Raw genomic sequence first — 20,389 nt, forward strand, 5'->3', positions numbered from 1 at the left:
GTCGCCCGCCGTCGTCGGCCATGGGCCGCCATGCTCAGCGCACGGGCTTGCGGTCCTCAGAGGAGATGAACCAGGCCTGCTGCTCGAGCTTGCCGGTCAGGTCCTCCAGGATGCCGGCCGACGCCGGGTCCTCGTCGTCGACGGCGTCGTGCACGCCCCGAAGCGTGGACACGACGGCCTCGATGGCGGAGACGACGTAGGCCACACCCTCGGAGACGGTGATCTCGTCCTTGGGCAGGCTCGGGACGGTGGCGCCGGCGGCAACGGTGGCCGGTCGGCCGTCGGGGACGGCGTTGATGGCCCGCATACGCTCGGCGACCTCGTCGGAGCCCTCGCGGGCGATGTCGACGACCTCGTCGAAGTTCAGGTGAAGGTCGCGGAAGTTCTCACCCACGATGTTCCAGTGGGCCTGCTTGGTGGTCACCCCCAGGGCGATGAGGTCGACCAGGACGCGCTGGAGGCTGTCGCTCAGGGCGGCGGAGGCAGTGAAGGCGAAGGATACGGACGGTGTTGCTGCAGTCTCTGCACTCATGCGACTCACCCTACGCCATTTTTTCCGGAGCCGGCCGGTCGCTGAGAGAGAAACGCACGTACCGCGCCCGGCCGGCCGCCGGCGGGGAGTCAGGCCCAGGGCTGGCGCTCGGCCCACTCCTGAGGGCTGACGCGGCGCCCGGTGTAGAAGGGCGTGTCCACGCGCACGTGCATGCGCGCCTCCGTGTAGCGCTGGTGGTGCAGGACCCCCTCGAGCCGGTCGAGGGTGTCGGCCTCGAAGCCGAGGATCCACTCGTAGTCGCTCAGGCCGAAGGTCGCCAGGGTCGATCCCTTGACGTCGGGGTACTTGGAGAAGCCATGACGCCCGTGCTGAGCCATCATGCGCGAGCGCTCCTCGGGGTCGAGGAGGTACCACTCGTAGGAGCGCACGAAGGGGTAGACCATGACCCAGTCGCGCGGCGCCACCCCGGCCAGGCAGGCCGGCACGTGGCGCGGGTTGAACTCGGCGGGCGTGTGCAGCCCCATGCAGGACCACACCGGCTCCAGGTAACGGCCCAGCGCACTGCCGCGCAGGCGGTGGTAGGCGTTCTGGAGGACCTCGGGGTCGTCGTCGAGCCACCACACAAGCAGGTCGGCATCAGCGCGCAGGCCCCCGACGTCGTACCAGCCGCGGGTTGTCACGCCGCCGGCCTCGATGAAATCGGCACTCTCACCCAGGAGCTGCTCGCGCTCGGGCTGGGAGGCGGGCAGCGGCCGGGTCAGGCGGAAAACGGCGTAGAGGGTGTAGTGGTACTGGTTGTTGATGGCCTCGAGGTCAACGTCGGTGGCGTCACGCGGATCGCGGTGGGGGCGGCGCTCCTCGTCCTCGAAGCGGTGCAGGCCGCCCTCGGCAGGACGTCCGCTGTGTCCACCGGGGTGACCGCCGGGGTGACCACTGTGCTGGCCGTGGGTGTCGGTGCTCATCTTTTCTCCTTCATCCTTCCGCAGCTGGCGGGCTTGAGGCTTTCGGGTTCGACAGATGCCGGCCGGCACGATCCGCCCGCCGCCGGCTGATGCCCGACCGCGGACTCGTGGGTCGCGCCGTCGGCCCCATGGCGACTGTGCCGACCGGGATGGTGGGTGCCGGAGCGGCAGCAGGACGGCGGGCAGACGGTGTGGAAGGGGCCGACGCCGGTGGTCGAGGCGGGGTGGACGTCCTCACCACGGGCGACGGCGGCCCGTTCGATGAGGATGTCGACGAGGGAGTCGACGAAGGCCGGATGGGTGCCGACGGTGGCGGCGCGCGCATACGGCATCCCCAGATCACGGGCGGTCTGGGCGGCCTCGGTGTCGAGGTCGAAGACGACCTCCATGTGGTCGGAGATGAACCCGAAGGGGGCCACGACGACGCCACCGGGACGGTCCGCGGGGCTGCCGTCGATGAGCTGCCCGGCGGCCAGGGCCTCGAGGTGGTCGTTGACATCGGGCTCGAGCCAGCGGGCCTGGGGCGGGCCGGAGCGCGAGCAGTAGACGAGGTCGGACTCCACCTCCTCCAGGCCGAGGCGGCGGGCGACCTCGGGCACGAGGATGGCGGCGAGGGCCCTGTGCTGGGCGACGTAGGAGACTTCCGTGGACAGGTCCGCGGCGACGCCGGGCTCGCGCGGTCCAGCTGGCCGCCCGGCGGGCTGTCCCGCACCAGCCGACTCCGAGGCACCGTCGGATTCGGGGGTCGGGGCGGAGCTGGTCTCCATGCCCAGGGGGATGGAGTGGGTGACGAGGACGAGGCGTACGTCCGCTGCGGCCACCCCCTGCTCGGCGAGAGCGCCGTAGGCCTCGACGATCGCGTCGACGTTGGCCTCCAGCAGGCCAGGAGTGTTGTAGTAGGGACGCGTCTTGTCCACGGTGAGGTCGACGGGGGCGCCGCCCTCTCCGCCGACCCGGGCGGCGGCGTCGGCCTCGAAGCCGTCACCGGTGGAGCCGTCCGCTCCGGCGGCGAGCAGGGCGGCGGCACCGGCCAGGTCCTCGCGGTACTGGCGGCACCCGGAGTAGGAGCCGAAGGCGGCGGTGGGCAGGGCCAGGACGTGGCGGGCACCGGTGTCGGCGAGCTCGCGCAGGGCCTGGCTGACGAAGGGGTGCCAGTTGCGGTTGCCGACGACGACCGGCAGCGTCGAGCCGCGCTCGGTCAGGCGGGCCTGGAGGGCATCGCGCAGCTCGGCGTTGCGCGCGTTGATCGGGGAGGCGCCGCCGAATCCCTGGTAGTGGCCGGAGACCTCCAGGAGGCGCGAGTCGGGCACACCGCGGCCGGCGGTGGCGTTGCGCATGAAGGGCAGGACGTCCTCGGGACGGCGGGGCCCACCGTAGGACAGCAGGAGGACGGCGTCGTAGGGGGCCAGCGGGTCAGTGGCCGGGATACTGGCCGGGATTCCGGAGAGGTCGGGCACGGGCGCGGCGGCGTCAGTCATGGGTTCCTCCTACGGAATCCAGGCCGAGGACGAGCTCGAGGGCCTGGCGATAAGCATCCTCGTGGCCGTCCTGGCCGGCACGGCGAGCCATGACGGTAGGCTGGTGGAGGAGGCGGGCGGCCAGGTGGTGGAGGGCGCGCTCGGCCTGGGCCAGGGTGATGACCGGCTCCTCCGAGACCTGGGAGGGAGCCTCGGGAGCGGCCTCTGAGGCGGTCTCGGACGCGGCCACCGAGACGGCGACCGTCCCGTCGGCACCAGAGGCGCTGTTCGCGCGGACCACGCCCCCGCCGGCGACCACACGGGCCTCGGCCCGCCCGTCCACCGAGGGCACGGTCGAGGCCGGCAGCCGGGACTGCAACGGCCGCAGGCGCTCGATCTCCTCCGTGACGATCTTGCCGACGTGCGAGCGCAGGGTGGTGATGAGCGGGTCCATGCTGCGCCCGGCCAGAGTGCGCTCGAAGTCGTCGGCCTCGGCGTCGACGATGGCGCGGGCGGCGTCGACCTGCCGGACCTCGGCGTCGGGGACGGCGTCGCGCACGCCGGGAAGGTCGAGGTGGACGACGCCGGGCAGGGCGCGGACGGCCTCGTCGACGTCGCGGGTCAGGGCCAGGTCGAGGATGACCAGGGGGCGGCCGGCGCCCCCGGCCGAGCGGAGCCGCTCGGCGGCCACGGGGGCGACGACGTCGGCGGTGAGGACCGGTCCGCCCACGCCACGGCAGGTGACGACGAGGTCGGACCGGACCATGGCCTCGGGCAGGGAGTCCGTGGGCACGGCGCGCAGGTCGTGGCCGGCGGCGAAGGCCTCGGCCCGGTTGGAGGCGGAGAAGACGGCGATGTCGGTCAGGCCGCGGGCGCGCAGAGCGGCGACGGTGGCCCCGGCGTAGGAGCCGGTGCCCACGATGAGGGCGCGGCAGCCGGTCAGCAACGGCAGATGGCCGGCGGCCTGATCAATGCCGACGGCGACGACGCTGCGACCCTGGCTGGAGAGCTCGGTATCGTGAGCAACCCGGCGGGCGGTGGCCGAGGCTCGCTCGATGATTCGCACGAGGTCGGGGCTGAGTGTGCCCTCGGCGGCGGCGGTCTCGGCGGCACGGCGGACCTGGCCGACGATCTGGGCCTCGCCGACCACCATGGAGCTCAGGCCCGCGGCGATGGCGAGCATCTCGCGGCGAGCGGCCGCGCCGGCCAGGTGGGACAGACGCAGGGACCCCGGAGCCAGGCCCGCGCGCTCGGCGAGGAAGGATGCCACGGCCTCACCCAGGCCGGACGGCGCGGCGTCGGCGGACGAGGCCCAGGCGGCGGAGCCGTGCGTGGCGGAAGTGCGGGAGTCCGAGCCGTGGACGGCGGAGCCGGGCAGTGGGTGGAGGGCCGCCGGGCACCCGGTGTCGGCCCAGGAGTCGGCGTCGATCAGGAGGGCCAGGCGGTTGCAGGTGGACAGGACGACGACCCCGCGCAGCGCGGGGACCGCCTCCAGGAGGTCCGGGCCCAGCCCTGGGGCGACCGCCCCCAGCCGGGCGACGACGTCGAGGCCCGGCAGTCGGTAGTCGGCGGAGAGAAGATGAGTAGTCACAGCGAGCGCTATTGAAACATCACTGCGGCGTGCGGGCACAATAGCGGCGTGGCGACGCACTCCAACGTCAAGACAATGTGTCACCACCATATTTCTGACACCCTGTCATCACCTGACCGATATCCAGAACATCGCATCATCACGCGAAATAAACCCTCTCTGACCACTGCTTACAGGAGGCAATCGAGTATGTCTCACATTCAGTTCCCCTATCGCGGGGAGAATACGCGGCGTCAGCATTCTTCATCCGGTAATAGCGATTTCGTCACCGAGGCTTCACACAATTCAATCGAGCGCGAGCAGGCGGCCCGTAAACCCGATCCGACCGGCATCGAGGCGGGGACGGGCCGGGAGACAGACGGCATCGGGAACCGGGGGGAGGGCGTCGGAACCACCGCTCACCCCGCGATCCTGGAGGCGCTGGCGGGCCGGCGACCCGCCCGCACACCCGTGTGGTTCATGCGTCAGGCGGGCCGGTCCCTGCCGGAGTACCGCGCGCTGCGGGAACGCGCCGGCGTCTCGATGCTGGAAGCCTGTCTGGACCCGGGGCTCGCGGCCGAGGCGACGCTGCAGCCGGTGCGCCGCCACGGCGTTGACGCGGCCGTTCTCTTCTCCGACATCATGGTGCCGCTGCGCCTGGCGGGCGTAGGGGTGCGGATCGAGGAGGGCGTGGGGCCGGTTCTGGACGCCCCGGTGCGCAGCGCGGGCGAGGTGAGTGAGCTGGTCGCCCACCGCCTCGGCGACGGCCCCGATGCACGGGGCACCGCGGGCGCTGAGGGTGTGGCGGCGGTCCAGGAGGCGGTGCACCGCGTCGTCATCGAGCTCGGCAGCCCTCAGGCGCCGGGCGTGCATGAGGGCCTGAGTGAGCGGGCGCGCGCGGGACTGCAGCACAGCGCCGGGCCGGCCGGCTGGACGCCGGTGCTCGCCTTCGGCGGGGCGCCCTTCACGCTGGCGGCCTACCTCGTCGAGGGCCGGCCCAGCCGCGACCACCTGGCGGCGCGCACGCTCATGCGCTCCGACCCCGAGTCCTGGGACCGGCTCATGACGTGGTGCGCCCGCCTGACGGGTGAGTTCATCGCCATTCAGGTGCGCGCCGGGGCGGCCGCGGCCCAGCTCTTCGACTCCTGGGCGGGCTCGCTGTCGCCACGCACCTACCGCGAGCGGGTGGCGCCCTACTCGGGGCTCGCGCTGGAGACGGCCCGGGGCGCGCTCTCCCCCACCACCGGTCAGGCTGCGCCCCTCATCCACTTCGGGACCGGAACGGCCCGGTTGCTGGGGCTCATGCGGCAGGGGGCCGACGCCGTCGGGATCGATGAGCGCATCGAGTTCGGTGAGGCGATCGAGACTCTGGCCCAGGCCGACCCGCAGGCGGGGCCCTGCCCGGTTCAGGGCAACCTCGACCCGGCTCTGCTGGCGGCGCCGTGGCCGCTGGTGGCCGAGGAGGTGGATGCGGTCCTGGCCGCCGGGCGTGCGGCGCCAGGACACGTGGTCAACCTGGGGCACGGGGTGCCGCCGGCCACCGATGCGGATGTGCTCACCCGGATCGTGGCGCGGGTGCACGGCTCGGCCGACTGGGAGGCCGTGGCGCTGGCCGGCTGGGACGCCGTCGCGGAGACGAGGGCGGGAGCTGCGGCGGGGACGACCGCGGACACCGGAGCCTGCGCCGGACCAGGCTCGGACGAGGAGGCGCGGGCGGCAGCCGGCGGGCGGAGCGTCAGCAGGCAGGACCGGCAGGATCCGGGCCGGCATGCGCCGCGGGGACCAGGTGGAAGGCCGCTGGCCCGCACGTCGCGTCGCCCCGAGCGGGGAGATCACTGAATGGCTGGGCACGCGCAGCACGCCGAGGGCCGCAAGACACCGGCCCAGCGGTGGGACGCACTCGTCGTCGGCGGCGGGATCGCGGGGCTGACAGCGGCCTGGGACCTGGTGCGCGCCGGGCTGCGGCCGCTGCTCATCGAGGCGCGCGGCTACACCGGCGGGCTGGTCGCGGCCGGGCCGATCGCCGGGGTGCGGATGGACCTGGGAGCCGAGGGCTTCGTGGTGCGCGGCCAGGCGGCCACCTCGATGCTGGCCGAGCTCGGTCTGCGCACCGCTGCCCCGCACGGTCGGCCCCGGCTCTTCCTGCCGCCGCTGGCACCGGGCGACGGCGAGGAGCCGTCCGGCTGGGCCCTGCACCGGTTTCCCGACGACGCCTACCTGGGGATCCCCGCGGACCCGCTGGCGTCCGACGTCGTCGCCATCATCGGGGAGGCCGCCGCGCGCCGGGCCGCGCAGGACGCCGACCTGCCCGGAACCGTGGGAACCGGCCCTGAGGATCCGGCCGACCTGGCCTCCTTCGTGTCCGCGCGGATGGGGACCGGCGTCCTGGACCGGCTCGTGCGCCCGATCGTCGCCGGCATCCACTCGGCGGACCCGGCGGACCTGGCCGCCGACGTCGTTGTGCCGGGCCTGCGGCGGGCCACGGCGGAGCAGGGGTCCCTGAGTGCCGCCGTGGCGGCGGTGCTGGAGCGGCGTCGGGCCCGCCGGGACGGGGCGGGCGGACGGAGCGTGGACGCGGCCGTCGAGGGCGGACTGTTCCGGCTCGCCGACGCGCTGCGCGAGGCGATCGAGGCCGGTGGCGGGAGCGTACGCACCCGCACCGGCGCCCAGTGGCTGCGGCCGGCCGGCGGCGAGGACAGCGAGGGCAGGCGTCGTTCCGCCTGGCGGGTGGGGATGGCGCCGACGCGGCGGGGGCCGACGCCGTCGGACGAGCCGGTGCCGGACGGGGCCGAGGAGGTCGTGGACACCGACCGCGTCATCCTGGCCTGCTCAGCACGTGCAGCGCTGCGCCTCCTGCGGGGGGTTCCCGGGCTGCCCGCGAGCGCCACGGACCTGACCGTGCCGGTGGGGGCGCCGATCGCGCGCTTCACGCTGGTGGCCCGGGCGCCGGGGCTGGGCGGGGAACCGGTGGGATCGGGCCTGCTCGTCGCGCCGGAGGAGCAGGCGGCCTCACACGAGGTGTCCTGCCCGGCCCAGGCCAAGGCGCTGTCGCACCTGAGCGCCAAGTGGCCGTGGGTCGACGAGGAGCTGCGCGCGCTGCACGGACCGGACGTCCACGCGCTGCGGCTGTCCTACGGCCGGCCCGGCCGGCCGCGCCCGGAGGTGGACCTGTCGGTGGCGTTGGCCGACGTCGCCGCCCTGACCGGGGTGCGGATCGAGCCGGAGGCGGTGATCGACCACATGCTGGTGCGCTGGGACGGGACGCTGCCACCGGTGACCCCCGCCTACCGGGAGCGCACGACCCGTCTGGAGGAGCTGCTCACGTCGGTCGCGGGAGTGGAGGTCACCGGAGCGTGGGTGGCGGGGACCGGGATCGCGGCCGTCGTCGGGCACGCCCGCGCCGCCGCCGGACGCCTGGTGGGCTCGCCTGATGAGTGAGGCGACGCGCCAGGACGGGGGACGTTGTCGCGTTCGTATATTAGGTCGCGAGCTCGTACCCCCTCGGTACGAGGTCGAGCCCAACGGTACGAACGCGACGAATGAGAACCGCGCACGAGGAGGGGATTCATGACCACGACGGGGACGGACTCCGGACGGATTCGGCTGGGCACGCGCGGCTCGCGCCTGGCGCTGACCCAGTCCGGGCAGGTTGCCGAGGCGCTGATGGCGGCCGGCGCTCCCAGCGAGGGCTCCGACGCGCGGCGTGATGGTCTGGACATCGACCTGGTCACCGTGCGCACGGACGGCGACGGCGACCGCACCCCCCTGCGACAGCTCGGCGGGGTGGGGGTCTTCGCGGCCCGACTGCGCCACGCGCTTCTGGACGGTGAGGTGGACCTGGTGGTCCACTCCTTCAAGGACCTGCCCACGCAGCGGGTCGAGGGCCTGGAGGTCATCTGCGTGCCGCCGCGCGAGGACCCGCACGACGCCCTGTGCGCCCGCGACGGGCTGACCCTGGCCGCCCTGCCCGACGGGGCCCGCGTGGGCACTGGCTCGCCGCGCCGGGCCGCCCAGCTGCTGGCCACCCGCCCGGACCTGGAGGTGGTGGACCTGCGCGGCAACGTGCCCACGCGCCTGGCGCGGGTACGGGGGCTGGAGGCGGTCGGCGTCGGCACCGATGAGCCGGTTGCGCCGAGCCGGGCCGATGCCACCGGCGACCTCGACGCGGTGGTGCTCGCCCTGTCGGGGCTGCGACGCCTGGGACTGGAGCACTTCGCGAGCGAGATCCTGGACCTCAAGACGATGCTGCCCGCGCCGGCTCAGGGTGCCCTGGCCGTGGAGGCGAGGGCGGGAGAGTGCTCCACCGTGCTGGCCCGGGCGGTGGCGGTGCTCGACGACGAGCCCACGCGCCTGGCGGTGACGGCGGAACGGGCGCTCATGGCCCGGCTCGGTGCGGGCTGCGCGGCGCCGGTGGGGGCCTGGGCTCACCTCAGGGGCGGCGGCCGCGAGCCGCGGGTGCTCGCGCTGCGGGCGGTGGTCACCTCGCTCGACGGCGGACAGGAGGTCGGCTGCGAGCTGAGCACCGAGCTGCCCGAGGCCGCTGTGAGCCTGGAAACTCCGGGGGACGTAGCGGTGGAGGCGGTTCGGGCGGCTGAGGCGCTGGGTGTCCGAGCGGCTGAGGTCCTGTTGGAGGACGGTGCTGCCGAGATCGTCGACCTGCACGCCAACAAGCCCCGACGGGACTGAGGCCATGGCCGAGTCCACCTCACGCAACCACCTGCTCCGCCACCCGCCGGACGAGCCCCGCGAGGCCGCCGACGCACCGCTGGCGGGACAGGTCGTGCTGCTGCCGCGGGTCAAGGAACCGGATCGCATCGCCTCGGCGCTGGAGCGGGCCGGGGCGGAGGTACAACGCGCCGCTGTGACGAGAACCGTTCCGGGGGAGACTGCGGCCCTGGAGGCGACTGCGCGGCGAATCGTGGCGGGCGAGGCCGCCTGGCTGGTGCTCACCTCGGCCCGGACCGTCGAGGCACTGGCGCCGTACCTGCACGTTCCTGTGCCCTCGGCGCTGCAGGTGGCCGTCGTCGGGCCGGCGACCGCACGCGCCTGGACCGAGCTCACCGGCGCCGCCCCCGACCTGGTGTCCCGGGGCTCGGCCGCCGCCCTCCTGGAGGAGCCCGTACTCGTCGGCCCCCCGCCTGCTCCGAGTGCGGCGAAGCGGGTGCTGCTGCCGGCCTCGGCCCTGGCCGACCCGGCGCTGGCGGACGGCCTGCGTCGGGCGGGCTGGGAGGTGGAGCAGGTCTCGGCCTACACGACCGTCACGGCCGGTGCCTGCGACCTGCCCCCGGGCCTGGACGACTCGTGGGCCGCCAGCGGTGTGGACGCGGTCGTGCTCACCGCTCCGTCCAGCACACGGGCCGTCCTGGAGCTGCTCGGGCCACCCCCGTCCACCACCCGGCTCGTGACCATCGGCGCCACCACCGCGGCCGCCGCCCGCGAGCTCGGCCTGCCGGTCGCCGCCATCGCCCCCTCCCCCACGCCCGAGGGCGTTCTTCGGGCCGTCATCGCCGCCATGACGCCGGATCCAGCAATATTCACCACTCCCCCATCCAGGAGCACCTCATGACCGACGCCCTTCGACCGGCCGCCCACTTCCTGTCGCGCCGTTCCGTCCCCGACCCGCAGGCCCCCACGATGCGGCCCCGGCGCCTGCGCACCACCCCAGCGATGCGGCGCCTGGCACGTGAGCACGTCGTGGACCCGGCCGCTCTCATCCTGCCGGTGTTCGTGCGCGAGGACATCGACACCCCCTACCCCGTGGAGGCGATGCCGGGAGTCGTCCAGCACACGCTGGACTCGCTGCGTCGCGAGGCCGCCGCCTGCGCCGAGGCCGGCATCGGCGCCATTGACCTGTTCGGCGTGCCCGCCGAGCGCGACGCGTCGGGCACCTCCGCGTGGGCCGAGGACGGCATCCTCAACCGCGGGATCGCGGCGGTGCGCGCGGAGGTGGGGGACGACGTCGTCGTGTGCGCGGACACCTGCCTGGACGAGTTCACCAGCCACGGCCACTGCGGGCTGATCCGCCCCGACGGCCCGCGCGCCGGCGAGGTCGACAACGACGCCACGCTGGCCACCTACCAGGCGATGGCCATCTCTCAGGCGGAGGCCGGGGCGCACATGGTCTCGCCCTCGGGGATGATGGACGGGCAGGTCGCCGCGATCCGCGCCGCCCTGGACGCCACCGGCCATGATGACGTCGCGATCCTGGCCTACTCGGCGAAGTACGCCTCGGCCTACTTCGGGCCGTTCCGGGAGGCCGTGGGCTCCACGCTCACCGGGGACCGGCGCGCCTACCAGCAGGACCCGGCCAACCGCCGCGAGGGCCTGCGCGAGGTGATGCTCGACGTCGAGCAGGGAGCGGACATCGTCATGGTCAAGCCGGCCGGCCCCTACCTGGACGTGCTCGCCGATGTCGCCGCCGCCTCACCGGTGCCGGTGGCCGCCTACCAGGTCAGCGGCGAGTACGCGATGGTGGAGGCGGCCGCGCAGCGCGGGTGGGTCGACCGCGAGCGCGTCATCGCCGAGTCGGTGCTGGGGATCGTGCGCGCGGGGGCGGACATGGTCCTGACCTACTGGGCCAGGGAGATCGCCGAGAACCCGGCCCTGCGCTGATACAAGAGCCACGGAGGGCAGGACCGTTCCGGTAGGTTGTGAATCAGCCCCGGCCGGCGCGAGGCCACCTCCCGAACCGGCCCTGACCAGTCTCTTCATCGACAGGATCACCGTGACTCAGCAGCCGCAGCCCGCAGCCTCCGCCCCCGCCAACGCGACTCACGCGACCAACACCACCCTGTTCGAGGCGGCTCGCGCCGTCATCCCCGGGGGCGTCGACTCCCCCGTGCGCGCCTTCGGCTCGGTGGGCGGCACGCCGCGGTTCATCGCCTCGGCCAGTGGCGCCCACGTCACCGACGCCGAGGGCCACCGCTACGTGGACCTCGTGGGCTCGTGGGGCCCGGCGCTCCTGGGACACGCCCACCCGGAGGTCGTCGCCGCGGTCCAGGCCGCCGCCGCCCGCGGCCTGTCCTTCGGCGCCCCGACCGAGTCGGAGACGCTCCTGGCCGAGGAGGTCCGCCGTCGGGTACCGGCCGCGCAGAAGGTGCGTTTCGTGTCCACCGGCACCGAGGCGACGATGACGGCCGTGCGCCTGGCCCGCGGTGCCACGGGCCGCGACCTGGTGGTGAAGTTCGCCGGCTGCTACCACGGGCACAGCGACGGCCTGCTCGCCGCGGCCGGCTCGGGCCTGGCCACCGGCGGTCTGCCGGGCAGCGCGGGCGTGCCCGCGGCCGTGGCCGCCCAGACGATCGTCCTGCCCTACAACGACGTCGCCGCCCTGGAGGCCTGCTTCGCCGAGCGCGGCCCCGAGATCGCCGCGGTCATCACCGAGGGCGCTCCGGCCAATATGGGGATCGTGCCGCCGGCACCCGGATTCAACGCCGCGATCCGCCGCATCACCGCCGAGCACGGCGCCCTTATGATCCTCGATGAGGTCCTCACCGGCTTCCGCGTGGGCCCGGCCGGCTGGTGGGGCCTGGAGGCCGTCGACGGCTGGACCTCGGACCTGCCGGCCTTCGGCTCCGAGCCCGTTGCCACCGGCGCAGCCCCCTCCTGGCCGGACGCGGACTGGCGCGAGCGCGCCGCCTGGGTGCCGGACCTGGTGACCTTCGGGAAGGTCGTGGGCGGCGGGATGCCGCTGGCCGCCGTCGGCGGACGCATGGAGATCATGGACCTGCTGGCACCGGGCGGCCCCGTCTACCAGGCGGGCACGCTCTCGGGAAACCCGCTGGCCACGGCGGCCGGCCTGGCCACGCTCCAGCTGGCCGACGACGCCGTCTACGCCTCGGTGACCGAACATGCCAGGACCATCGGCGAGGTGGTCTCAGCGGCCCTGACCGAGCAGGGCGTGCCCCACCGCGTGCAGCGGGCGGGCTCGCTGTTCTCCTTCATGTTCGGGCAGCGTCCGGCCGAGCGGGGCGTGAGCGACTACGAGGCCGCCCGCGCCCAGGAGACCTGGCGCTACGGACCCTTCTTCCACGGCTTCCTCGAGGCCGGGGTGAGCCTGCCGCCGTCGGTCTTCGAGGCCTGGTTCGTCTCGGCCGCCCACGGCGAGGCAGAGCTGGAGGCGATCGCGAACGCGGCCCCGGCGGCCGCGCGCGCCGCGGCCCGGGCCCAGGCGGGCTAAGGGCCCCGTCCCCTAGGGCCGCCAGGGCGGCGGGGCGAGGGCGGCCTCGTAGGCGGCGACGTCGACGTCGGCGTTGAGGCTGATGACGATGCGCAGCCGGGAGTCGGGGTGGGCCGCCAGCCAGCGGCCGATCGTCTCCAGGGTCACCAGGGCGGCCTGCCGCTTGGGGTAGCCGAAGACGCCCGTGGACAGCGAGCACAGGCCGACACTGCCCAGCCCCGCGGCGTGCGCGACGTTGAGAACGCTCGTGTAGCACGAGGACAGCAGGCGCCGGTCGCGCAGCGTGGGCTTGCGGCCATCCTCGATGACGGGACCCACCGAGTGGATGACGTGCTGGGCGGGCAGGTGGTAGCCGCCGGTGAAGACGGCCCGACCTGCCGGCTCTCCGCCCTGGCGGCGGGTGGGGTCGAAGGTCTCCGCCCAGGTCATGTAGCGGGCGCACTCGGCGCGCAGGGCCGGCCCGGCCACGGCGTGGATGATGTTGTCGATGCAGCGGTGCCCGGGGGCGAAGCAGCCGAGCATGCCGGAGTTGGCGGCATTGAGGACGGCACCGGCGCGCAGCCGGGTGAGGTCGCCGCGCCAGAAGGCCACGTTGCGGCCCAGCAGACCGGGCACGTGGTCGGTGATGGCCAGGGGCGGGATCTCGGTGGCGTCGACTATGCCACGCTCGGTGGCCTCGGCCTCCAGGAGGGTGTCGAGGTCGGCGGCGATGTCCTCGGGCAGGGGCGCCGGGGGCCGGGCGGTGAGGAGGAAGTCGAGCATGGTGCGCAGCTCGTCCGGATCGGTGGGGACCGTCGAGTCGATCCAGTCCGTGGCGCCCTCGGGGTCTGAGCGCAGGAAGGCGTAGACCAGGTGGCGCACCAGCGCGTCGCGGCCCGAGGCGCCGACGGGGACCGCCCATCGGGCTCTGACAGCGTGACTGACGTGGGACTCCAACTTCACGCGGGCCATCATAGGATATCAAAACGTAATGTTCTGCCCTTGACTGGGCGAGCCGGGTAACAGACGACGACGTCGCCCGGAAACGGCAGGTTTCCGGGCGACGTCGAACAGCAGGAGGAGCCGGAGGACGGCCCCGCACGCGTGACGGATCAGGCCTGAGCGCCGGAGGCGGCCTCCTCCTCGGCGATCTTGGCCTTGAGCTCGTCCATGTCGAGCTCGCGCACCTGCGTGATGAGGGAGTCCAGCGCGGGGGCGGGCAGGGCGCCGGCCTCACGGTAGACCAGCACATTGTCACGGAAGACCATGAGCGTGGGGATCGAGGAGATGCCCAGGGCCCCGGCGAGGTCATGCTCGGCCTCGGTGTCCACCTTGGCGAAGGTGATGTCGGGGTTGGCCTCGGAGGCCTTCTCGTAGATGGGGCCGAAGCGCATGCACGGGCCGCACCAGGAGGCCCAGAAGTCGACAAGCGTGATGCCCTCGCCGTGGACGGTGTCCTTGAACTCGGGGCCGGTGATGTTCTTGGTGGCCATGAGCATTCCTTTCAAGACTGCGGATACTGATCGGTTCCACTGCGGCCAACACCTTCAGGACCCACCCTATTCCTGGGGCCGGTCGCGCTCCACCGCCGTGGCCCACCGTCGTACTGCACCAACGCGTCTCCTCACCCTCCCGGCCGGGACATGTCCCCAACGGCGTCTCATGTCCTCGCCGGTCCTGAGGTCCCCATGGGCAGGACGAGCCCGTCACCCGGAGACTTGACTCCCTGGCACATCCGACGTCGTCGGAGCGGAGCGCGAATCCAGGACCGCCCCGCTGTCATGTTTCAAGGAAGGTGACCCATGGCGCTCTACGCCCGACCACGCCCGACCACCGGCATCAAGGCGCTCGGATGCCTGTGCGCTCTGGCCGCCGTCGGCCTTTCCGCGCTCTACCCACTCGTCCTGTTCGGTGCCTCCTGGACCCTGGGGAAAGTCGACGAAGCCATGATGGCCGACCTGGGCGAACCAAGTCGGGCGGTCACCCCTGCGTCGTACTTGATCGCCTGGACGACCATCTACAGCTTCATACTGACCGCCCTCTGCTTCGGCGCGGCCTTCTGTTTCGTGGGCATCGACCGGTGGCTGACCAAGGACGCCACGATGTCCCACCGCGACGTCGTGGCAGCGCGATTCCTCCACGTCGCGCAGGATCCCAGCAGGCGCACAGCGGGCCTGCTGTGGGCGACGCTTGCAGGCGTGCTGTTGGTGGCATGCCCGATCGCCCTGATGGCGGTCCCGAACATCCTGATCTACATCGGGATCTATACCGAGATCTATATCGAGTCCGCCCAGGAGCTGGTCGATGAGGCCACCTTGGACCTGCTCCTGCTCCACATCGTGCTCTTCGTCGCCCTGGTGCGAACCGCCGTGCGCCGCCGGTCGAGCGCAGTGCGCCTGAGGCCGCACGGCATGGCGGTTGCGGACCTGAAGTCCTTCACCCTCCCCCTGCCCTCCGGCCGCGACGACCTCAGGGTCCAGGAGGTTCCGACGCGCCGCGGCCGCGTCGAGGTACAAGCCGTTTACACCCCACCCGCCAAAGGCGCCGAGCCGGGGAGACCAGTCCTCATCCCGCGGCTCAGCCTGACGGTGAAACCCTCACGGCTCGACGACGCCCGCTCCCTCGTCGAGGCCCGGCTCGACGAGGTCTGGCGCGCCGTCGAGCTGGTACGAACCTCAGCCGAGCGGGATCAGCCCACCCCCGAGGTGACGTCGGAGCCCGCGCAGCCGGGGACATCCCACGCCTAGGGGTGCGGAACTCCTGCCCCGTTCGCGAGGAGAGGGGCAGCACCAGCCACGACGGAAAACACCCCGACCGCAAAGGACTGGAAGGATTAGCATCGAGTCGCACCCGCACGGAAGGAACCGGTTCAATGACGACCGCCCTTGCCGCCGTCGCTCTCGTCCTGGGAGTCGCGCGGCTGGCCATGTTCATCGCCCTTCACCTCGTCCCCAGCGACTACAACATCGTGCAGCATGCCGTGAGCGACTACGCCGTCGGACCGACCCGCCGGCTCGCGACCGCCATCACCTGGACCTCGGCGGTGTTCTGGGCCGTACTCGCAGGCGCCATCGCCCTCGGGCCACCGACGCCGGAGAAGGGCGTGGCACTCTGGTTGACGATTCTGGCCGTCATCTTCGCGGCGCTGCCGTTCCTGCCGACCGACGTCGAGGGGCAGCCGACCACCCTCATCGGCCGCCTTCACCTGGTGGCCGCCATCGCGTGGTTCGCAATCGCCTACTCGTGCATGGGCAACATCGTCCGGCTGCTGGCCCCACTCGCACCGCAGGGTCTGGTGTCCTTCCTCGGGGCGACCCGCTGGGTGACCGCCGCCGCGCTCATCGCCCTGGTAACCGCACTGGTCATCCGTCGTCTGAGGCCCTACGCCTTCGGGATCTCGGAGCGGATCTTCCTCCTGGCCGTCTACGTCTTCTACCTCGGCACCGCGGCCGGGATCCTGCTGGTCTAGCACCCCCTCATCTCATGTCCTCCGATGAGGACGGGGACAATCCACGCGTCGGGGTGCGCTTCCTTCTAGCCGACGACATCCTGCGCGTACGGGTACAGAGTTCTGTCCCCGACGGGGTTAAAAGTCCCCGTGGCAAGACGAATCCGGCGCCCTAGTACATGACTCGCTGACGCGTCCGACGGCGTCATAACCTTTCGCGAACGCGGGTGACGGCCTCCGACCTGGCGACTCCGATAAATTGGACGCCGTGGAGCCATCTGAGGACAATCCTTTCCTGGACAGGCTCGCGTCCGCCCGTCTCACCGCACGCGAGCTCGACGTCGCCCGTTTCTATGAGGACAACCTGCCCGGCGCCGCCCTGCTCAACCTCGAGGAAATCTGCCGCGCCGTAGGGGTCTCCTCGGCGACGGTGGGCCGGTTCGCGCGCAAGCTCGGATACTCCGACTTCCGCACCCTGAGCCGCAGCCTGCGCGCCGGCGTGCGCGAGGAGCTGTCTTTACCGGTTGAGCGCCTTAGGCGGATGCACGATGACGCTGCGCCGTCGCCCCAGTCCGTCCTTGAGCAACGCGTCGGCTCGGCTCAGGAGGTGCTCTCCGGATGCTCCTCTGCGATCGATACGGAGGCCTTCACCCGCGCCTGCGAGCTGGTCGGCGACGCCGATCGCCCCCTCTACCTGGGCGCCGTCGCCACGGGACGACCCCTCATGCAGTACTTCGGTCTCCTGCTCTCCTACCTCAGAGGCGGTGTCACCATCCTGGACGGCACCGACCACTGGGCGCACGCCCTGGCCGGACTGGAGGTCGACGCCGTCGTCCTCGCTGCGACTTTCGACCGCCACCCGGCTCCAGTCGAAGCCCTGCTGCGCCTGGCAGGCCGACGCGGCGCAACCTCGATCCTCCTGACCAATCGGCGCACCGGGCCGCTCGTGCCCCTGGCGGACATCCTTCTGACGACGCCGCTAGTCACCCAGGAGGCGACGTTCCGGACACGGGTGGCCACACTCGTCGTTCTCGAGGCGATTCTGGACGCGGTGGCGGCCGAGCGCCCCGAGCACCTCCGTGCCGAGACGGTCGAGGAGACCTTCACCCTCATGCGCGGTTACCTGTAGCGGCTCCACCAGCCGGCAAGCTCCGCCTCAGCCGATGCGCCATCGCACCAGTACCGGTGGACGTCTCAGAAGAACGAGCGTTAGTTTACTTCCACAATCCAATAGCATCGTCACTAAACTGACGATCGGCTCCACTCGCTCTTGAGGAGACCACATGCCGACCAAGCCAACCATCGTCACCGACCCCCTGACCAACCGCGGCACCGCTTTCACCGAGGAGGAACGGCGTCGGCTCGGACTCATCGGCCGCTTCCCCTCCGCCGTCGAGACCCTTGACCAGCAGGCGGCTCGGTCCTACGCACAGCTGACCGCCCAGCCCACGAACCTGGACAAGTACGTCTTCCTCGACCAGCTCCACAACCGTAACGAGGTCCTCTACTACCGGGTGCTCACCGACCATCTCTCCGAGCTGCTGCCGATCGTCTACGATCCCACGGTCGGTGAGGCCATCAAGAAGTGGAGCCGTGACTACCGGCGGTCGCGTGCCATCTACCTGTCCGTAGACCGTATTGAGGACGTGCGCCCCTCCCTGGAGGGCCTGGGTCTGGGACCCGACGACGTCGACCTGCTCGTGGTCTCCGACGCCGAGGAGATTCTCGGGATCGGAGACTGGGGCGTCAACGGCACCGATATCTCCGTGGGCAAGCTCGCCGTCTACACGGCAGCCGCCGGCATCCACCCCGAGCGGGCGATCGCCGTCAACCTGGACTGCGGCACGGACAACGAGGCCCTCCTCAATGACCCAGCCTACCTGGGCAACCGTCACGCGCGCGTGCGCGGTCGGCGCTACGACGAGCTCATCGACGAGTACCTGTCCGTCGCGGCCGAGCTCTTCCCCCACGCACTGCTTCACTTCGAGGACTTCGGCCCGTCCAACGCGCGCCGCATCCTGCTGGCCAACCGCGAGAAGTACCGCATCTTCAACGACGACATGCAGGGCACCGGTGCGATCGTCATCGCCGCGGTGGTCTCCGGCATGAAGGTCACCGGCCAGAGCTTTGCCGATCAGCGGCTGCTCGTCTACGGCGCCGGTACCGCCGGCACCGGTATGGCCGACCAGATCCACGCCGGCATGGTCCGCGACGGGCTCAGCCCCGACGAGGCGCGCTCCCGCATCTGGCTCATCGACCGGGCGGGCCTCATCACCGACGACATGGAGGACCTGCCCGACTACCAGCAGGCCTACGCGCGACCGGCCTCCGAGGTGGCGGACTGGACCCGCGAGCACGGCAAAGTCGGCCTGCTCGAGACGGTGCGCCGGGTTCATCCCACGATCCTCATCGGCACCTCCACGGACCACGGGGCCTTCACCCGCGAGGTTATCGAGGAGATGAGCAACGGCGTCGAGCGCCCCATCGTTCTACCGCTGTCCAACCCCACCGAGCGGATCGAGGCCATGCCCGCCGACGTCATCGCCTGGTCCGGCGGCAAGGCGCTGGTCGCCACCGGCATTCCGGTGGAGCCCTTCGAGTACGAGGGGACCACGTTCACGATCGGCCAGGGCAACAACGCCCTGCTCTACCCGGGTCTGGGGCTGGGGGTCATCGTCTCCGGCGCGAGCCAGGTGACCGACGGCATGCTGCTCGCCGCCGCACAGGCCGTCGCAAGCCAGGTCGACCCCACCACCCCGGGGACCTCCCTCCTACCTCCGGTGGAGAACCTGCGCGCCTCCTCGGCGACGGTCGCCGTCGCGGTCGCCCGCCAGGCCAAGGCCGACGGCGTCGCCACCGCAAGTCACGACAACCTCATCCAGGCGGTTCAGGACGCCATGTGGCAGCCGGTCTACCCCGAGGTCGAGGTCTGAGCCGCCGGCTGACGGGAGCAGAGGGACGGCGCGCGGCCGGGCTCACCGCCCGGACCGCCGCTCTGCTCCTGGACTCGGGCCAGTCCACTCACGCCGCGGTGGCCACCGTTGAACGGCTCAACGAGCTGCTGGGCACCCGGTTGACGCTGCTGCCCACCTGGTCGCAGGTCACGCTCACCGACGCCGACGGGGCCGTAGCCGCGGTCCAAGCCATCCGCCCTGTGGCGGTGCACATGGGACGCGCGTCCCTCATCCAGCGCCGTCTGAGTGCTACCGGAGCCCTGAGCCTCGACGAGCTGGAGGACTTACTGGAGGAGGTACGGACCCAGCCCTCCAGCCCTACCTGGATGCTCGCCCTGGCGGCGGGCCTCGGCGCGAGTCTGCTGGCCCTTATCTTCGGGGCCCACCACCTGCCGTCAGTCACCCTCGCCTTCGCCGCGGCGGGAGCAGGCGGCCTCGCGCGGCGCGCGCTGGCGGAGCGGACGACAGCAGTCACCCAGACCTTTGCCGCCGCTCTTATCGGCGGCCTGGCCGGCGCACTCGCCGTCCACCTCGGCTGGACCGGCACGGCTCGGCTCGTGGCCGTGTGTCCGGGGATGGTGCTCGTGCCCGGCCCCCAGGTCCTCAACGGCGCCATCGAGATCGCCGAGCGCCGCCACGACATGGGCCTGGCACGGCTGGCGGACGCGGCACTGACGATCCTGGCCATCAGTGCGGGCGTCGTCGGAGGCCTGCTCATCGGTGGCACCGGCCTGCCGCTGACCGCGACGACCGACGCGATCCCACTGTGGCTCGACGTCCTGGCCGCCGCAGTCCTCGCCATGTGCTACCCGGTGTACTTTTCCATGCCGATCAGGACCTTCGGCTGGGCGTTCCTGGCCGGCGGGCTCGCGCACGCGGCGCACTGGGTCGCGCTGACGTGGTGGCACTGGAACGCGCCTGCCTCCTCTCTGCTGGCCTGCCTGGTGGCGGGCGGCCTGCTCACGCCGGTGTGCCACTCACGGCACATTCCTTTCGCGGGGGCGGGTTTCGCCGCGGTCGTGGCCCTTGTACCCGGCGTGTACCTGTTCCGCGCTGCCGCAGGGACACTGAGCCTGGTGGGAAAGGCACACGCGGAGGCGGTACTGGAGGCGACGGCGAGCGACCTGGCCACTGCCATCGCCATTGTGCTGGCGATGGCAGTCGGGTTGGTGGTGCCCCACCGGATACGGATCCGCCTCGCTCGATAGGGACATGCCGCCCGTAGGGATTAGCGCGACCTCCCGGCGGGGACATCCTGCGCGTACCGGTGCAGAAAACCTCCCCGTACGCGCGGACTGCACCAGTCGGCGAGAAGGTGCCCCGCCGGTGAGGGCGACACGGTTCTGC

General features: G+C 72.2%; 16 protein-coding genes and 1 pseudogene. 11 read left to right on the plus strand and 6 right to left on the minus strand.

The genetic code is table 11. The annotated features are described in order from the left end of the window. Positions 1 to 34: 34 nt before the first annotated feature. From BKH33_RS05765 to BKH33_RS05780, 4 genes are all read right to left on the minus strand, one after another. Positions 35 to 532, minus strand: a complete 498-nt coding sequence (locus BKH33_RS05765; RefSeq protein WP_003784976.1) for a Dps family protein — start codon at positions 530 to 532, stop codon at positions 35 to 37. An 89-nt stretch (positions 533 to 621) separates the two neighbouring features. Beyond that, positions 622 to 1,455: a hydrogen peroxide-dependent heme synthase gene (gene hemQ / locus BKH33_RS05770; RefSeq protein ID WP_003784971.1), complete on the minus strand. Its 834-nt coding sequence runs from the start codon at positions 1,453 to 1,455 to the stop codon at positions 622 to 624. Beyond that, positions 1,452 to 2,933, minus strand: coding sequence for a ferrochelatase (locus BKH33_RS05775; protein ID WP_081395420.1), 1,482 nt, complete (start codon positions 2,931 to 2,933; stop codon positions 1,452 to 1,454). The genes hemQ and BKH33_RS05775 overlap by 4 nt, the downstream gene beginning before the upstream one ends. Beyond that, positions 2,926 to 4,503, minus strand: a complete 1,578-nt coding sequence (locus tag BKH33_RS05780; protein WP_003780638.1) for a glutamyl-tRNA reductase — start codon at positions 4,501 to 4,503, stop codon at positions 2,926 to 2,928. The genes BKH33_RS05775 and BKH33_RS05780 overlap by 8 nt, the downstream gene beginning before the upstream one ends. Positions 4,504 to 4,791: 288 nt before the next feature. On the opposite strand from BKH33_RS05780, the pseudogene BKH33_RS05785 reads away from it, so the two are divergent. The 6 genes and pseudogenes from BKH33_RS05785 to hemL form a co-directional block, all read left to right on the plus strand. After that, positions 4,792 to 6,075: pseudogene (locus BKH33_RS05785) on the plus strand (uroporphyrinogen decarboxylase); the annotation flags it as partial. A gap of 246 nt (positions 6,076 to 6,321) precedes the next feature. Further along, positions 6,322 to 7,920, plus strand: a complete 1,599-nt coding sequence (locus BKH33_RS05790) for a protoporphyrinogen/coproporphyrinogen oxidase (protein ID WP_076142636.1) — start codon at positions 6,322 to 6,324, stop codon at positions 7,918 to 7,920. A gap of 129 nt (positions 7,921 to 8,049) precedes the next feature. Then, the gene (gene hemC / locus BKH33_RS05795) at positions 8,050 to 9,168 is read left to right on the plus strand and encodes a hydroxymethylbilane synthase (RefSeq protein ID WP_076142637.1); all 1,119 of its coding nucleotides are present in this window, start codon (positions 8,050 to 8,052) and stop codon (positions 9,166 to 9,168) included. A gap of 4 nt (positions 9,169 to 9,172) precedes the next feature. Continuing rightward, positions 9,173 to 10,048 carry a uroporphyrinogen-III synthase gene (locus BKH33_RS05800; protein ID WP_081393822.1) on the plus strand — a complete coding sequence of 292 codons (876 nt, stop codon included), beginning with the start codon at positions 9,173 to 9,175 and terminating at the stop codon, positions 10,046 to 10,048. Then, positions 10,045 to 11,094, plus strand: coding sequence for a porphobilinogen synthase (gene hemB, locus BKH33_RS05805; protein WP_003785695.1), 1,050 nt, complete (start codon positions 10,045 to 10,047; stop codon positions 11,092 to 11,094). Before BKH33_RS05800 ends, hemB begins: the two co-directional genes overlap by 4 nt. Before the next feature lie 112 nt (positions 11,095 to 11,206). Next, on the plus strand, positions 11,207 to 12,661 hold the full coding sequence (hemL, locus tag BKH33_RS05810) for a glutamate-1-semialdehyde 2,1-aminomutase (RefSeq protein WP_076142638.1): 1,455 nt from the start codon (positions 11,207 to 11,209) through the stop codon (positions 12,659 to 12,661). A gap of 12 nt (positions 12,662 to 12,673) precedes the next feature. Here hemL and BKH33_RS05815 read toward each other — a convergent pair whose 3' ends face one another. Beyond that, complete coding sequence (locus BKH33_RS05815; RefSeq protein WP_075406335.1) at positions 12,674 to 13,615, minus strand: macro domain-containing protein; 942 nt, start codon at positions 13,613 to 13,615, stop codon at positions 12,674 to 12,676. Between the two features lie 137 nt (positions 13,616 to 13,752). Continuing rightward, complete coding sequence (locus BKH33_RS05820; RefSeq protein ID WP_003784102.1) at positions 13,753 to 14,133, minus strand: thioredoxin family protein; 381 nt, start codon at positions 14,131 to 14,133, stop codon at positions 13,753 to 13,755. Between the two features lie 309 nt (positions 14,134 to 14,442). On the opposite strand from BKH33_RS05820, the gene BKH33_RS05825 reads away from it, so the two are divergent. From BKH33_RS05825 to BKH33_RS05845, 5 genes are all read left to right on the plus strand, one after another. Next, a complete protein-coding gene (locus BKH33_RS05825) occupies positions 14,443 to 15,387 on the plus strand; it encodes a hypothetical protein (RefSeq protein WP_003784107.1) in 945 nt (314 codons plus the stop codon). A gap of 125 nt (positions 15,388 to 15,512) precedes the next feature. After that, on the plus strand, positions 15,513 to 16,109 hold the full coding sequence (locus BKH33_RS05830) for a DUF998 domain-containing protein (RefSeq protein WP_003784105.1): 597 nt from the start codon (positions 15,513 to 15,515) through the stop codon (positions 16,107 to 16,109). Between the two features lie 247 nt (positions 16,110 to 16,356). Continuing rightward, complete coding sequence (locus tag BKH33_RS05835; protein WP_003784104.1) at positions 16,357 to 17,217, plus strand: MurR/RpiR family transcriptional regulator; 861 nt, start codon at positions 16,357 to 16,359, stop codon at positions 17,215 to 17,217. 154 nt (positions 17,218 to 17,371) lie between these two features. Continuing rightward, complete coding sequence (locus BKH33_RS05840) at positions 17,372 to 19,021, plus strand: NAD-dependent malic enzyme (protein ID WP_003784100.1); 1,650 nt, start codon at positions 17,372 to 17,374, stop codon at positions 19,019 to 19,021. Further along, positions 18,988 to 20,250, plus strand: a complete 1,263-nt coding sequence (locus BKH33_RS05845) for a threonine/serine exporter family protein (RefSeq protein ID WP_003784111.1) — start codon at positions 18,988 to 18,990, stop codon at positions 20,248 to 20,250. The genes BKH33_RS05840 and BKH33_RS05845 overlap by 34 nt, the downstream gene beginning before the upstream one ends. Positions 20,251 to 20,389: the final 139 nt, after the last annotated feature.

This window comes from Actinomyces naeslundii (assembly GCF_001956585.1).
GTDB classification, from domain to species: domain Bacteria; phylum Actinomycetota; class Actinomycetes; order Actinomycetales; family Actinomycetaceae; genus Actinomyces; species Actinomyces naeslundii.

Coding starts and splice junctions, on each gene's coding strand:
- BKH33_RS05765 (WP_003784976.1), bottom strand. CDS start 532: ATGAGTGCAGAGACTGCAGCAACACCGTCCGTATCCTTCGCCTTCACT.
- hemQ (WP_003784971.1), bottom strand. CDS start 1,455: ATGAGCACCGACACCCACGGCCAGCACAGTGGTCACCCCGGCGGTCAC.
- BKH33_RS05775 (WP_081395420.1), bottom strand. CDS start 2,933: ATGACTGACGCCGCCGCGCCCGTGCCCGACCTCTCCGGAATCCCGGCC.
- BKH33_RS05790 (WP_076142636.1), top strand. CDS start 6,322: ATGGCTGGGCACGCGCAGCACGCCGAGGGCCGCAAGACACCGGCCCAG.
- hemC (WP_076142637.1), top strand. CDS start 8,050: ATGACCACGACGGGGACGGACTCCGGACGGATTCGGCTGGGCACGCGC.
- BKH33_RS05800 (WP_081393822.1), top strand. CDS start 9,173: ATGGCCGAGTCCACCTCACGCAACCACCTGCTCCGCCACCCGCCGGAC.
- hemB (WP_003785695.1), top strand. CDS start 10,045: ATGACCGACGCCCTTCGACCGGCCGCCCACTTCCTGTCGCGCCGTTCC.
- BKH33_RS05815 (WP_075406335.1), bottom strand. CDS start 13,615: ATGATGGCCCGCGTGAAGTTGGAGTCCCACGTCAGTCACGCTGTCAGA.
- BKH33_RS05820 (WP_003784102.1), bottom strand. CDS start 14,133: ATGGCCACCAAGAACATCACCGGCCCCGAGTTCAAGGACACCGTCCAC.
- BKH33_RS05825 (WP_003784107.1), top strand. CDS start 14,443: ATGGCGCTCTACGCCCGACCACGCCCGACCACCGGCATCAAGGCGCTC.
- BKH33_RS05830 (WP_003784105.1), top strand. CDS start 15,513: ATGACGACCGCCCTTGCCGCCGTCGCTCTCGTCCTGGGAGTCGCGCGG.
- BKH33_RS05840 (WP_003784100.1), top strand. CDS start 17,372: ATGCCGACCAAGCCAACCATCGTCACCGACCCCCTGACCAACCGCGGC.